The organism is Methylibium sp. (assembly GCF_013817345.1).
GTDB lineage: Bacteria > Pseudomonadota > Gammaproteobacteria > Burkholderiales > Burkholderiaceae_C > Methylibium.
Genome location: NZ_JACDCW010000033.1, coordinates 1 through 13895, shown reverse-complemented (window position 1 = coordinate 13895; position 13895 = coordinate 1). Strand labels below are relative to the sequence as shown.

Annotated in this window: 13 protein-coding genes; 7 read left to right on the top strand and 6 right to left on the bottom strand. The window is 67.7% G+C overall.

The genetic code is table 11. The features are described from left to right. Window positions 1-51 precede the first annotated feature (51 nt). Window positions 52-1047, top strand: coding sequence for a T6SS immunity protein Tli4 family protein (locus H0W40_RS08420; protein WP_292445290.1), 996 nt, complete (start codon window positions 52-54; stop codon window positions 1045-1047). A 37-nt stretch (window positions 1048-1084) separates the two neighbouring features. Here H0W40_RS08420 and H0W40_RS08415 read toward each other — a convergent pair whose 3' ends face one another. Further along, entirely contained in the window at window positions 1085-3628 is a 2544-nt protein-coding gene (locus H0W40_RS08415; protein WP_292445287.1) for an ATPase, T2SS/T4P/T4SS family, read from the bottom strand. 167 nt (window positions 3629-3795) lie between these two features. Here H0W40_RS08415 and H0W40_RS08410 point away from each other — a divergent pair, with 167 nt between their 5' ends. After that, on the top strand, window positions 3796-7569 hold the full coding sequence (locus tag H0W40_RS08410) for a hydantoinase B/oxoprolinase family protein (RefSeq protein WP_292445284.1): 3774 nt from the start codon (window positions 3796-3798) through the stop codon (window positions 7567-7569). Then, complete coding sequence (locus tag H0W40_RS08405) at window positions 7566-8204, top strand: pyroglutamyl-peptidase I (RefSeq protein ID WP_292445281.1); 639 nt, start codon at window positions 7566-7568, stop codon at window positions 8202-8204. The genes H0W40_RS08410 and H0W40_RS08405 overlap by 4 nt, the downstream gene beginning before the upstream one ends. Window positions 8205-8219: 15 nt before the next feature. Here the strand turns inward: H0W40_RS08405 and H0W40_RS08400 are convergent, their stop codons facing one another. The 4 genes from H0W40_RS08400 to H0W40_RS08385 form a co-directional block, all read right to left on the bottom strand. After that, window positions 8220-8642, bottom strand: coding sequence for a universal stress protein (locus H0W40_RS08400; protein WP_292445278.1), 423 nt, complete (start codon window positions 8640-8642; stop codon window positions 8220-8222). Between the two features lie 43 nt (window positions 8643-8685). Continuing rightward, the gene (locus H0W40_RS08395) at window positions 8686-9108 is read right to left on the bottom strand and encodes a GreA/GreB family elongation factor (protein ID WP_292445277.1); all 423 of its coding nucleotides are present in this window, start codon (window positions 9106-9108) and stop codon (window positions 8686-8688) included. Between the two features lie 383 nt (window positions 9109-9491). Then, entirely contained in the window at window positions 9492-9698 is a 207-nt protein-coding gene (locus H0W40_RS08390) for a zf-HC2 domain-containing protein (RefSeq protein ID WP_292445274.1), read from the bottom strand. Beyond that, window positions 9695-10309 (bottom strand): sigma-70 family RNA polymerase sigma factor, encoded by a 615-nt coding sequence (locus tag H0W40_RS08385; protein WP_292445273.1) that lies wholly within the window; start codon window positions 10307-10309, stop codon window positions 9695-9697. Before H0W40_RS08385 ends, H0W40_RS08390 begins: the two co-directional genes overlap by 4 nt. 106 nt (window positions 10310-10415) lie before the next feature. Between H0W40_RS08385 and H0W40_RS08380 the strand changes: the two genes are divergently transcribed. The 4 genes from H0W40_RS08380 to H0W40_RS08365 all read left to right on the top strand — a co-directional run bounded on the left by H0W40_RS08380 (window position 10416) and on the right by H0W40_RS08365 (window position 13208). Then, complete coding sequence (locus H0W40_RS08380) at window positions 10416-10697, top strand: DUF2282 domain-containing protein (RefSeq protein WP_292445272.1); 282 nt, start codon at window positions 10416-10418, stop codon at window positions 10695-10697. A gap of 47 nt (window positions 10698-10744) precedes the next feature. Further along, window positions 10745-11728 carry a DUF692 domain-containing protein gene (locus H0W40_RS08375; RefSeq protein WP_292445270.1) on the top strand — a complete coding sequence of 328 codons (984 nt, stop codon included), beginning with the start codon at window positions 10745-10747 and terminating at the stop codon, window positions 11726-11728. A gap of 95 nt (window positions 11729-11823) precedes the next feature. Beyond that, a complete protein-coding gene (locus H0W40_RS08370; RefSeq protein WP_292445269.1) occupies window positions 11824-12666 on the top strand; it encodes a putative DNA-binding domain-containing protein in 843 nt (280 codons plus the stop codon). A 29-nt stretch (window positions 12667-12695) separates the two neighbouring features. Further along, window positions 12696-13208, top strand: a complete 513-nt coding sequence (locus tag H0W40_RS08365; protein WP_292445267.1) for a DoxX family protein — start codon at window positions 12696-12698, stop codon at window positions 13206-13208. Here H0W40_RS08365 and tolA read toward each other — a convergent pair. Then, on the bottom strand, window positions 13189-13895 hold a 707-nt coding region (tolA, locus tag H0W40_RS08360; RefSeq protein WP_292445265.1), incomplete at its 5' end, for a cell envelope integrity protein TolA. The genes H0W40_RS08365 and tolA overlap by 20 nt on opposite strands.

Genomic DNA, 13895 nt, shown 5'->3' with positions numbered 1-13895 from the left:
TCCGGCTGCAACCCCGGGCCGCCCCCTTTGACGCCCCAAGAGGCTCAGCGAATGAAAGCACTCACGTCCGAGATGACCACGCGTTGCGTCGGCAGGCACTTGCTCGACCTGCCCCGAGATCTGTTGCAGAACACCCAGTCGTATGCTGAAGTCGACGAGGTCCGAATCAGCATCAATCCGTTGGCAGAGCGCGATTTTTCGATGGCTTTGCGTATCCGCCAAGAGGAGTTGAAGCGCGAAACCATCTATGGAAGCGGTGACAGTTCCCTAAAGTCAAATTGGTCCGCTCCGAACGCAAGCGGCCTGATCTTTGATCGATCCCGATCGAGGGAATCGAACGTCTTGCGAACTCTCGAGCTGCGCGCGTGGAGGGACGGTTACGCCTTGCTGCTGCAAATCGACGCCAGGGATATGAGCTTCTCGAAAAGCAGATCGGCTGACGATACGCGGCAAACAACAACGCCCGAGAAGCTCGCTCAACTGCTGGACGTCTTCGCCCGCACCCGAGGCCTAGCCGAAGGAGAGGTACCTCAGGAGTCCGGTCTGTGCATCGCCAACGGCTTCGTCAAGGGCTCGCCCAGCGAAAAGGAGTCGATGCAGATCGCTTTCCACCTTAAAGACACTCAGGACGTGTATTTCTCTTTTCAGTCCGACACGGTCGTTCGTGAAAACGACACTTTGCTTGAACGCACTGCGAAAGTCGAGCGAGAGATGCAACGATCCGGCACCACCACCGTCCGCAAAGGCAAGCGCGACATTCAAGGCCAACCCGTCGAGGAATGGTTGATGCGCGGGCCGACTCCAGAACGTGTGCCCGGCACGATGTTCGACCTTCAAGCCAACGTCACCGAGCGCGACCCCGCCAAGCCGTTCGTGAGCCTGACGCTGTTTAACGGTTTCAGGATTCCAGCGCCGCCGAGAACATTGGAGGAATCAGCCCTTGTCGGCAATCTCACGTCGGCCAGCCTGAGCGAAGCCGAAGCAGTCGCTCTATGGGATGCGGTAACTCCCACGCTGCGCAAGCGCACGATCGCCTTGCGTCCCTGAGCTTTGCAGAGCCTGTGCCTTACAACCGCGACCTCGCTCAGACGTTGCTCGTCGCACGCACCTCGTCGATCGTGGTCATGCCCTGCAGCACCTTCTCGATGCCGTCCTGGCGCAGCGTGTGCATGCCTTCGCGCAGCGCTGTAGCCTGCAGCTCCTCGGCGCGCGCGCCGGTTTGAATCAGGCGCCGTATCTCGCGTGAGACCGGCATCAGTTCATGGATGCCGTGGCGGCCGCGAAAGCCCGTGTCGGCGCAGGCGGGGCAGCCGGGGCTCTCGAAGTGCATCAAGCGACCCTCCTTGCCGAAGCGACCCAACCAATCGGTGCGCAGGGCCTCACGCGCAGCGCTAGAGCCCGCGGCCTCCTGCACGAACAGGTGGTCGCCGAGCAGTTCCTCGCACTCGGCTTCGGTGATCGGCCGGCTGGTGCGGCACTCCGTGCACAGCTTGCGCACGAGGCGCTGCGCCGCCACGAGCAGCAGCGCGTCGGCGAAGTTGAAGGGGTCCATGCCCATGTCGAGCAGCCGGGTCACCGTTTCCGGGGCGCTGTTGGTGTGCAGGGTGGAGAGCACCAGGTGGCCGGTCAGAGAGGCCTCGATGGCGGTGCGGGCAGTCTCGCCGTCGCGGATTTCGCCGACCATGATCACGTCCGGGTCGGCGCGCAGAAAAGCGCGCAGCGCCTTGGCGAAGGTCCAGTCGATCTTGCCGTTGACCTGCACCTGGCGCAGGCCGGGCTGGGTGATCTCGATCGGGTCTTCCGCGGTCCAGATCTTGCGCTCGGGGACGTTGATGTGGCTGAGTGCCGAATGCAGCGTGGTGGTCTTGCCCGAGCCGGTGGGCCCGACGCACAACACCAGGCCGTAGGGCCGCTCCATCGCCGTCTTCAGCTGCGCGAGATGGCGTTCGCTCAGCCCGAGCTTGCCCACCGCCACCGGCTTGGCGGAGGTGAGCAGGCGCATCACCACGTCTTCCAGGCCGTTGTTGGTGGGAATGGTGGCCACGCGCAGTTCGAAGCGGTGCTGCGCGGAGAACTTGGTGAAATTGATCTTGCCGTCCTGCGGCTTGCGGCGCTCGGAGATGTCGAGGTCGCACATGATCTTGATGCGGCCGATGATCGCGGCGCGGTAGGTGTGCGGCAGCTCGAGGTAGGGGCGCAGCATGCCGTCTTTGCGGAAGCGGATCTTGAGCTTGTCCTTGCCCGGGTAGTTCTCGATGTGGATGTCGCTGACGCCCTGGTTCCAGGCCTCGATGATCATGGTGTGGATCAGCCGCACCAGCGAGTTGTCGCTCTGCTCGATGGGCTTTTCGTTTTCGTTCTTGACGCGGTCAGCGCCTTCGCGCTCCAGGCTCTCGACCAGCTTGCCGGCATCGGCCGGCTCGAAATCGAAGCCGCTCGCGTCGATCGGGCTGCCATAGCCGCCGGCCACTTCGACGCCGATGCGCGCATACGCACCCGGCAACGCTGCCTCGATCTCGCTGCGGGAGGCCAGCACGGGCGCGATCTTGCATTGGCTCGCGAACTCGATCTCGTCGATCGCGGCGCGCCGCGAAGGATCTTCCATCGCCACCACCAGCGTGGCGTCGCGCAGCAGCAGCGGCAGCGCGCCCAGGCGCTTCGCGGTCGGGTGGGGAAGCTTTCTCAGCGCGTCCGACTCCATCGGGAAGGCGGCGGCATCGACGATGGGATAGCCCATCTTGCGAGCCAGTGCAGTCTGCAGGTCGGTGCGCGACACGCAGCCCAGGCGGATCAGCAACTCGCCGATGGGCACGCCGCGGTCGGCCTTCTGCTGCTCCAGCGCCCGGTCGAGCTCGGTCTGTGTGATGAGCCCCAGCGCGATCAGCGCCTCGCCGATGCGCACCATCGGCATCTTGCTTTGCTGCTCGATCGCCGCCACCAGTTGAGCGGGCGTGACGATGCGCTGGGTCACCAGGATGTCGCCGAGCTTTTGCGTGCGTAGCTGGCTCTGGATGTCGGCCGCCTCGGCCACTTGCTCGGGCGTGGCGGCGTGGCTTTCAACCAGCAGCTCGCCTACGCGCGGGCCCAGCTCGCGGCTGGCCAGCGCCTCGGCGGGCACGAACAGGCGCGTGACGCGGCCGCTGTCGCCCGTGGGCGGAAACAGGAACAGGCCGAAATCGGTCTCGACGTAGCCGACGGTTTCGCCTTCGAGCGCCGCGCCGGCCTTGAACACCAGTCGGAAGCGGCTGCGCGGGCGGTGGTCGAGCACGGCGGCATGCGGGTCGTCGCCGCGCGCTGCGGTGGGCGAGAGCGGCTCGGTCAGCGTCAGGCTGCGGAATTGCCCGAACTGCAGGGGCAGCGTCGTTCGCGCCGGCGGCACCTGCACGTTGGCGAGTTGCTGCTCCGGCATGAAGAGCATGAGCCGGCCGCTGACCGTCTTGCCGTTGAGCCCTTCGATGGCGCAGGGCTCGGGCCGGGTCTGCTCGGCGGCTGGTAGATAGGCGGCGAAGGGGGGCGTCGGCCAGGAAAACGCCCCGGGGCGGTTCCTGGCTGCGGTGGCGAACGAAGGCGGCGGCTCAGACAGCGGCGCCAGCGTGAGATTCAAGGGCGGTAGCGAAAGGTCGGTCATGTGCAGTGTCCAGTCCGGGCCGGGCTCCATTGGTGCGCAATGCCCGAGAAGCGCCCCGTCGTATCCTAGGCAGCCGGGCCCGGCGCAAAGCGCGCAAATACGCCATTCGCCAACCTCACTTCGTGTCTTGCCGCTCCCGTCGGCGGGCCGGCCCGAGAGCGATGCACATGTCCAAACGAGATCCGAATCCGACCGGCTGGCAGTTCTGGATCGACCGCGGCGGCACCTTCACCGATGTGATCGGCCGCTCGCCCGGCGGCGAACTGCACACCGCCAAGCTGCTGAGCGAGAACCCGGCGCACTACGCCGATGCCGCGGTCGCCGGTATCCGGCGACTGCTCGGCGCAGTACCGGGCGAGGCTTTGGACACCCGGTGCATCGCCTGCGTGAAGATGGGCACGACGGTCGCCACCAACGCGCTGCTGGAACGCAAGGGTGAGCCCACCTTGCTCATCACGACGCGGGGCTTTCGCGACGCGCTGCGCATCGCCTATCAGGCCAGACCGCGGTTGTTCGACCGACAGATCGTGTTGCCCGAGCTGCTCTACACACGCGTGATCGAGGCCGTTGAACGCATCGGTGCCCACGGCGAAGTGATTCTGCCGCTCGACGAGGCGGCGCTGCGCGAGCGGCTGTGGGCTGCGTTCGACGCCGGCCTGCGCGCCTGCGCGATCGTGTTCATGCACGGCTACCGCTACACGCAGCACGAGCAGGCGGCGGCGCGCATCGCCCGCGAGGTCGGCTTCACGCAGGTGTCGGCCTCGCACGCGGTGAGCCCGCTGATGAAGTTCGTTTCGCGCGGCGACACCACGGTGGTCGATGCCTACCTGTCGCCCATCCTGGCCCGCTACGTCGATCGTGTGGCGGCGCAGTTGCCTGGCGTGCCGCTGTACTTCATGCAGAGCTCGGGCGGCCTCACCAGCGCGGACACGTTCCAGGGAAAGGACGCGATCCTGTCGGGGCCCGCCGGCGGCATCGTCGGCATGGTGCGCACGGGGCTGCAGGCCGGGCACCACAAGCTGATCGGCTTCGACATGGGCGGCACCTCGACCGACGTGTCGCATTTCGCCGGGCACCATGCCGGCGACTACGAACGCGTGTTCGAGACGCAGATCGCGGGCGTGCGCCTGCGCGCGCCGATGATGAGCATCCACACGGTGGCGGCCGGCGGCGGCTCCATCGTGCGCTTCGACGGCGCACGGCTGCGCGTCGGGCCGGAATCGGCCGGCGCCGACCCCGGCCCGGCGTGCTACCGGCGTGGCGGGCCGCTCACCGTCACCGATGCGAATGTGATGCTCGGCAAGATCCAGCCGGCGTACTTCCCGCACGTGTTCGGTCCGCGGGGCGACGAGCCACTCGACCACGAGATCGTGGCCGCGCGCTTCGCCGCGTTGGCGCGCGAGATGAGCGAGGCCACTGGGCGAGCGATCTGCCCCGAAGCCGTGGCCGCCGGGGCGCTCGACATCGCGGTGGCCAACATGGCCAATGCGATCAAGCGCATCTCGGTGGCGCGCGGGCATGACGTGTCGGACTACACGCTGCAGTGCTTCGGCGGCGCGGGCGGCCAGCACGCTTGCGGGGTGGCCGACGCGCTGGGCATGAGCCGCGTCTTCATCCATCCGCTGGCGGGGGTGTTGTCGGCCTACGGCATGGGCCTGGCCGACCGGACCGCCCTGCGCGAGGCGGCGGTCGAGCGGCGGCTCGATGCCGAGGCGCTGGCGCAGGCGGTGCGCCAGCTCGACGACCTGGCCGTGGCGGCGCGTGGCGAACTCGAGCAGCAGGGCGTGGCCGGCGAAAGCATCACGCTGCTGCGGCGGGCGCATCTGCGCTACGAGGGCACCGACACGGCCCTGGCGCTGCCCTTCGGTGACGAAGCCGTGCTGCGCGCCGCGTTCGATGCCACCTACCGCCAGCGCTTCGCCTTCCTGATGCCCGGCAAGCCGCTGGTGATCGAGGCGGTGTCCGTCGAGGCCGTGGGCGCCGGCGAGGCGCTGAGTGCAGCGGCCGCGCAGGAGGCGACACCGCACAGGCCCGCGCCGAGCACAACGGTGCGTATGCATGTGGAGGACGCCGAGGGGGCGCGCTGGCGCGAAGCCGGCCTGTACGAGCGCGACGGTCTGCGGCCCGGCGCCCTGATCGACGGGCCGGCCATGATCGCCGAGCGCAACGCCACCACCGTGGTGGAGCCGCACTGGCAGGCGGTGCTCACCGCGAACGGTGCGCTCGAGCTCGCGCGCAGGGAGCCGCGTCGTGCTGTGCACGCGCTCGGCACCAAGGTCGACCCGGTGCGGCTGGAGGTGTTCAACAACCTCTTCATGAACATCGCCGAGCAGATGGGTCTGCGGCTGCAGAACACGGCGCACTCCGTCAACATCAAGGAGCGGCTCGACTTCTCCTGCGCGCTCTTCGACGGCCAGGGCGAGTTGATCGCCAATGCGCCGCACATGCCGGTGCACCTGGGCTCCATGAGCGAGTCGATCAAGACGGTAATCGAGCGCAATCCGGGGCTGGGGCCGGGCGATGTGGTGATGCTCAACGATCCTTATCACGGAGGCACGCACCTGCCGGACATCACGGTGGTGACGCCTGTATTCCTTCCCTCTCCCTTTGGGAGAGGGATTGAGGGTGAGGACCAGCCGGAACTCGCCTCGTTCCGGCCTCGCCCTCACCCCAACCCTCTCCCAGAGGGAGAGGGAGCAAAGCCGCTCTTCTACGTCGCCTCCCGTGGCCACCACGCCGACGTGGGTGGCATCACGCCCGGCTCGATGCCGCCGTTCTCGCAGACCATTGCGGACGAAGGCGTGCTGTTCGACAACTTCATGCTGGTCGAGGGCGGCCGCCTGCGCGAGGCGGAGTTGTTGGCTGCGCTCGCAAGCGGCCCGCACCCGGCGCGCAACCCGCAGCAAAACCTCGCCGATCTGCGTGCGCAGATCGCGGCGAACGAACGCGGCGTGCAGGAACTTCAGGCGCTTGTCGAACAGGTTGGGCTCGACACGGTGCAGGCCTACATGGGCCACGTGCAGGACAACGCCGAAGAAAGCGTGCGCCGCGTCATCACCGCGCTGAGCGACGGCGCCTACACGCTGGCGCTCGACAACGGCGCGCAGATTGCCGTGAAGCTGACCGTGCATGCCGCCACCCGCAGCGCCACCCTCGATTTCCGCGGTAGCAGCGCGCAGCTACAAGGCAACTTCAATGCACCCAAGGCGGTCACGATGGCCGCGGTGCTCTATGTCTTTCGCACGATGGTGGGCGATGACATTCCCCTTAATGCCGGCTGCTTGAAGCCGCTGGAGATCATCAACCCGCAAGGCTGCTTGCTCAACCCTCGCCCGCCTGCGGCGGTGGTCGCCGGCAATGTCGAAACCTCGATGTGCGTGACCAATGCGCTGTACGGCGCGCTCGGTGTCATGGCGGCGAGCCAGTGCACGATGAACAACTTCACCTTCGGCAACGCGCGTCATCAGTACTACGAGACGATCTCCGGCGGCAGCGGCGCGGGGGCGCTGTTCGATGCGCAGGGCCAGGCGGCCGGTGGCTTCGACGGCACGGCAGTCGTGCAGACGCACATGACCAATTCGCGCCTCACCGACCCCGAGGTGCTCGAGTTCCGCTTTCCCGTGCTGCTGGAAAGCTACGCCGTGCGCCGCGGCTCGGGCGGATCGGGGCGCTGGCGCGGCGGCGACGGCGGGGTGCGCCGGTTGCGCTTTCTCGAGCCGATGACGGCTTCGATCCTTTCCAACGGCCGCAACGTGCCTGCCTTCGGCCTGGCCGGCGGCGCGGCCGGAGCGCTGGGCAGCAACCGCGTCGAGCGGGCCGGCGAAGGGGGCCGGCCTTCGAGCGTCGAGACGCTGGGCCACATCGGCTCGGTCGAGATGCAGCCGGGCGACGTGTTCGTGATCGAGACGCCGGGCGGCGGGGGCTACGGCGGCGCGGTATGACGCACGGCGCAGGCGTCCCCCCGAGGCGCGTGCTCGTCAGCGGCTTCGAGCCCTTCGGCGGCGCTGCGCACAACCCCTCGCAGGATGTGGCGCGCGCGCTCGACGGAACCTGTCTGGCCGACGGCAGCGTGCTGCACGGCGTGGTCCTGCCGGTACGGTTCGCAGACGCAAGCGCGGCGCTCGCGGCGGCCATCGAGCGCACGCGGCCGGGTCTGGTGCTCGCCCTTGGCTTGGCGATTTCGCGCAGCGAAGTGGCCATCGAGCGCGTGGCCCTCAACCTGTGCGACGCGGCCATCCCAGACAACGCGGGACTTCAGCCGCGCGACATGCCGGTGACCGAGGGCGGCCCGGCGGCGCTGTTCGCGACCCTGCCGGTCAGGGCCATGCTGGAGGCTTTGCAGGCAGTGGGGCTGCCCGGCACGCTTTCACTGAGCGCGGGCAGCTACGTGTGCAACGAGGTGTTCTATCGCCTGCTGCACGCCCAGGGCGCCGCGCGGATACCGGCGGGGTTCATGCACCTCCCGCCGATCGAGTGCATGGCGCTGAACGATCAACTGCGCGCGGTGCGAACGGCGCTCGATGCGGCCCTGGCGGCGATGAGCGACGACACCGTCACGCCGATTCGGCGAGCTTGAACGGTCTCGAGCGCATCAGCGGATGATCAGCGTCGGTGTTTCACACTGCGCCATCACGCGCGAGGTGACCGAGCCCAAAAGCAAGCTTCCCACGCTGGAATGCCCGTGCGAGCCCATGATCAAGAGGTCGAACTTGCCGGACGTGGCCGTCTTGGCGATCACGTCTGCGGCGTGCCCGACCCGGTGCAGCGTCGTCAGCTTGTACTGATGCTTCTCGGCGAAGGCCTCTACCGGCTTCAAGACTTTCTTCGCCTCGTCTTCGTAATAGTCATTCAGGTTCTGTTTGCCAATGAAGCTGGTGACATGCGGCGGGACCGGAACGACCACCGTCACCGCTTCGTACTCCGCATTCGCGCCGAACAACTCTTCATGCTCGCCCAGATAGGCGAGCATCCGCTTCGTGTAGGCGCTGCCGTCTACGGCCAACAGGATCTTCATGGGGTTTCCTTCGTGAACGTGATTGAACTTCTCATCGCCGCGGCTACATCAGGTAGTCGCCGCTGGCCTCGGGCTGAAAAAGGATCTCAAGCACTTGTGCCGCCCGCTCCGCCCCGGTCGGCATGTGCCAGCGCGACACCGAGCCGACTTTAAGACCGAGCAGACCCGAGTCCACAGGCGAGAGTACCGAAACGAGCCCGGCGGCCGGTTCGGAATCCTGCGGGTAGCAGACCGTCAATTTGCTGCGCTGGCCCGTTGTGAGGTCCAGCAGCAGAACCTGCGAATACATCGTGACGACGTCGGGCGGAACCTGGCGAGACGGCACGATGTCCGCCATGTCGAGCGCCTGCGCGATTCGCTCGGTCTGCGGCGAGGCCGGTCCCCCGCGATCGTGCTTGTGGATGAGGGTCGTGAGCCGGACCTGATCCAGCTCGGTGAATGTGCGTTCAGCGGTAGAGATTTCCATGAGGCATTCCTTTCGATTCGGGGGACGCCTGCACAGAGCAGACGCACGCCACCGCGCGGGCGGGGCGGCCCGGCGATCGGAGGTTTGCGCAACAGGGGGAGGAAATGATCGCCGGGCTCAGAGATGTGCGGCCGGCAGTCGGGAGGGCATTCCGATCGGGGCACCACCAGCGGGCCCCCGCGAGCGGCCAGCGGTCTTCAAAACTTCGCGGCAAGGAGCGGCGCAACGGAAGGGAATGAAACACATAGCTCGATCATATTGGCCTCGCCATAGAGCTGCAAAGGAACAGGCGAATGAGCACAGCCGTCGTGTGTGGTTGGTTCCGTGCCGTTCGGGTGGGTTGCTCCGCCCTCGGCCTGGCTCGAGAGCACGCCGCGCTTTGGTCAGACCCCGTCGTGTTCGACGTAAGTGCGCCAGCGGCCCATCGCCTGGTCCATCAACCGGACCTGCCGGTCGAAGCCGGGACAGGCCTTGCAGGCCATCAGGTGAAGCCGCAGTGCCACACGGTCGGCCAGGCCCAACTCGCGATCCAGCCGCCCGGTGATCAGGCGGGACGCTTCCAGACAGGTGCGACGCAAGGGGATCTTCATCGGCGTTTCGATCGGGGGGAGGGTGGCGGGGCGGTGGCGTGAGTGACAGACGGAGCGGGTGTGCTGAACCAGTTGAGCTGCAGGCATTCGCGCAAGCGCAAGCGCGCCCGGTGCAGCATGACCCACAAGTTCGTCGGCGTGATCGACAGTTCCTTACAGATCTCGTCAGTTTCCAGTTCCATCCATTCCCGCATCAGGAACACGCGGCCGAGCTGGTTCGGCAGCTTCTCGACGCAGGCATCGAGCACCACCATGAATTGCTGCTGCCCGATGACCGCCTGCGGGTCGCCCCACTCGATGGGCGTCTCGCGGAAGTGGCCGCTCTGGTCGTACAAGGCCTCTTCGAAAGCGGCGCCGCCGTCTTCGTCGTCGGTGGTCATCGAGCACTCGCGCGAATGCTTGCGCACCTGGTCGATCAGCTTGTGCTTGAGGATGCCGATGAGCCAGGTCTTGGGCTGGGCACGGCCGGCAAAGGCCTCTGGCTTCTCGAGCGCCGCGAGCATCGTCTCCGATACCGCGTCTTCGGCCCAGGCCGCATTGCGCAACTGCAGCTTGGCGTAGCGCAACAACTGTGGTCTCAGGGTTTCGAGCAGGGCAGAGACATCGGTCATGTCGTGGACGAGGCGCTTGCGGTGCGGCAGTGTAAGGACAGCCGGTGAGCGGCGACACATCGGCGTCGCGCATCGCGGCTCACTCATCCCCTTCTCGGAGTTCACCATGAACCAACGTTTGATCGCTTCTTCGGCCCTGGCATCCATCCTCGCTCTGGGCCTCGTCGGTACCGCATCGGCGCAGGAAGGCGGCAAGGAAAAGTGCTACGGCGTTGCCAAGGCCGGGCAGAACGACTGCGCCAACCTCGCCGGCACACACTCCTGCGCCGGCCAGTCCAAGGCAGACATGGACGCCGGCGAATGGAGGTACGTGGCCAAGGGCAGTTGCAAGACGCTGGGCGGCCTGAGCGCCGGCGAAGCGAAGATGAAGATGGGCAAGAAGGGCTGAGTAGCGGTCGTCTTCCGACAGCAGCTTGCCTTTGCATGAGCGCCGGCATGAACCGCATGCACCTCGGGATCGATCCGAACGACAGGGCCGCGGCCGCCGGCGCAGATCATGCGGATGGCAGCAATGCCGCCCGCGGCGCGGCGCAGGTCGGCATCGGCCTGCGCCAGCCGCATTACCGCGAATGGGCCGAGCGTCGTGTGGCACTCGGTTTCGTCGAGGTGCATTCGGAGAACTTCTTCGCCGACGGCGGCGCGGCGCTCGCGGTGCTCGAAGGCGTGCGCGAGACGCATGCCGTGAGCCTGCACGGCGTCGGCCTGGCGCTCGGCTCGGCGGTGGGCATCGATGCCTGGCATCTCGAACGGCTGGCACGGCTGGTCGAGCGCATCGAGCCGGTCCGGGTGTCCGATCACGCCTGCTTCGCGCGGGCGCCGTTCGTGAAAGCGAGCTCGCGGCCCGCGCAGGCCGCGGTGTTTCATGCGGCCGACTTGCTGCCGATCGCCTTCACGCCGGCCTCGCTCGACATCCTGTGCACCAACGTCGATCGGGTGCAAGAGCGCTTGCGCCGCAGCATCCTGGTCGAGAACCTGTCGGCTTACCTTTCCTTCAACGATGCCGAGCAGATGCCCGAGCCCGTGTTCTTCAGTGAACTCGTGCGGCGCACCGGTTGCAGCCTGCTGCTCGACGTCAACAACCTGGTCGTCAACGCGATCAACGCGCAGCGTGACGGGCTGGCATCGGCCGATCCCGTGCCCGCGGCTTGCGCCTTCATCGACGTGCTGCCGCCCGGCGCGGTCGGCGAATTTCATCTGGCCGGCTATTGCGATACCGGCAGCCTCGTCATCGACGACCACGGCAGCCGCGTGCATGCGCCGGTGTGGGCCGTGTACGAACATGCGCTGGCGCGCTTCGGTGCGCTGCCGAGCCTGATCGAATGGGACACCGACGTGCCGTCGCTCGACGTGCTGCTCGACGAAGCCGCCCGCGCGGCGCGCCGGCAGAACGCACTCACTGCGCCGAGGGCGGCCGCATGAGTCGGCAGCGCGAAGCAGCGCGGCAAAGTGCGCTGCTGGGCGCGCTGTTCGGGACCGCCGAGGGGCCTCGGTTCGCGCCGGCTGAGCCGGCTGATATGAGGCCGCGCGCCCAGCCGCGAGCCGGGTCGCCCGAGGGTCACCACGATGCTTCCAGCGATGTGCAGGACGACGCCTGCGGCACTGTGACGAATCCCGGCTTCGCCGAGCAGCGCGAACGCCTGCGAAGCGGCCTCGGCGCCTATCGCGCCAATGCCGCAGGCATCGCCGAGCGCGCGCTCGCCGCGGCCTACCCCACATTGAGCGCGCTGGTTGGTCCGCAAGACTGTGCAGCGCTGGCGCGATCCCTCTGGCGCGTCTCGCCGCCGCAGCGTGGCGACTTGGCGCAGTGGGGCCAGGATCTGCCGGAGTTCATCGAGGCCCGGCGCGATCTCGATGCCTGGCCCTACCTTGCCGACTGCGCACGGCTCGACGCGGCCGTGCAGCGTTGCGAAGCCGCCGCCGATACCGTGCTGCAGCCCGACACCCTGACGCTGCTCGCCGAGCGGCCGCCCGAGGCGCTCGTGCTGCGGCTGCTGCCTTCGGTTCAGTTGCTTGCAAGCGACTGGCCGGTGGCGGCCCTTCACGTCGCTCATCGGCGCGTGCCTTCCGACAACGGCCGTGCGCCGGATCTCGAATCGCTGGAACGCGCACGTATTGCTATCGCCGAGCGGCGCGGCGAGTCGGTGGTGGTGGCGCGTGCAGCTTGGCGTGCACTGCCTCATGTGGTCGATGCGCCGACCTTCGCGTGGATGCGCTCCCTCCACGCCAACGTCACGTTGGCCGAGGCACTGGCGCGTGCCGGCCCCGACTTCGAGTTCACCCCCTGGCTGCTGCAGGCTGTGCAGCACCAGTGGCTTTGGAAGGCCGAGGCCATGCCGGCGCCCGGTACGCATGCCTGACAACACCCGCCCATCGCAAGGAGACCGACATGACCCCGACCTGGCTCGACCTGCCAATAGCCGCCAGCCGGCTCGCCACCCGCACGCTCGACGCGCTGCAGCCCGCCGCGCAACTGGCCGCACGCTTGTACGTCGGGGAGGTGTTCTTGCGCTCCGGCCTCACCAAGCTGGCCGACTGGGAAACCACCCTGCTGCTGTTCGAGAACGAATACGCCGTACCGCTGCTGCCTTACGAACTGGCGGCGGTGCTCGGCACAGGCGGCGAGCTGGTGCTGCCGGTGCTGCTGGTGCTGGGCCTGTTCGGGCGGTTCTCGGCGCTGGGCCTGTCGGTGGTCAACATCGTGGCCGTGATCAGCCTGGCGGAGATCGCTCCGGCCGCCCTGCAACAGCACGTGTTCTGGGGGAGCCTGCTGGCCGGTCTGGCGTTGTGGGGGCCGGGCCGGTGGTCGCTCGATGCCTGGTGGTGGCCCAGGCTTGCGGGCGCGGGCACCGAAGGGCGAGCCGCGACGCGGATGCCGGCGGTCAGAGGTCGCGCGGCCTGAACTCGATCAGCATGGCCGGCGGCACGGTGCCGTCGGTGTCTCGCGGCAGGGTCCCGGTCCGGTCGATCGCGCGCAGTACCGCCTCGTCCCAGGCCGCCACGCCGCTCGACTTGACCAGACGGCGCCCGACGATGGTGCCGTCGGGCGCGACCTTCACCTCGACCGACGCCAGGGCGTTGTCGGGCGCCGATTCGGTGAACACGACGTTGGGCTTGATGCGCGCCCGGATGCGCCCGGCGTAGCCAGCCGACGGGCCGGCGCTTTGCGCGGCAGTGCCGGGCGAACCGGGCGAGCCGGTGGCATCGACCTGGCCCTGAATGCGGGCGAGTTGCTGCTGGCGCTGCGCCTCGACACGCGCCGCGCGTTCGGATTCTTCCTTCGCTTCGCGCTCGGCTTCGAGCTTGGCCTGGCGTTCGGCTTCGGCCTTCTTGCGCTGTGCCTCGGCGCGCTTTTGCTCCGCTGCGCGCTTCTGGGCTTCGGCGCGCTTCAGGGCCTCGGCCTTGGCGAGTTCGGCTTCACGCTTTTCCTCGGCGCGCTTTTGCTCGACCGCCTTGCGTTCGGCTTCGCGCTTCTCGGCCACGCGTTGCAGCCGCAACTCTTCCTCGCGCTTCTCTTGCGCGATTTCAGCGTCCCGGTTCGGCGGTGGTGGCGGCGGCGGTGATGGGGCATGGACAGGCGGTGCGGGGG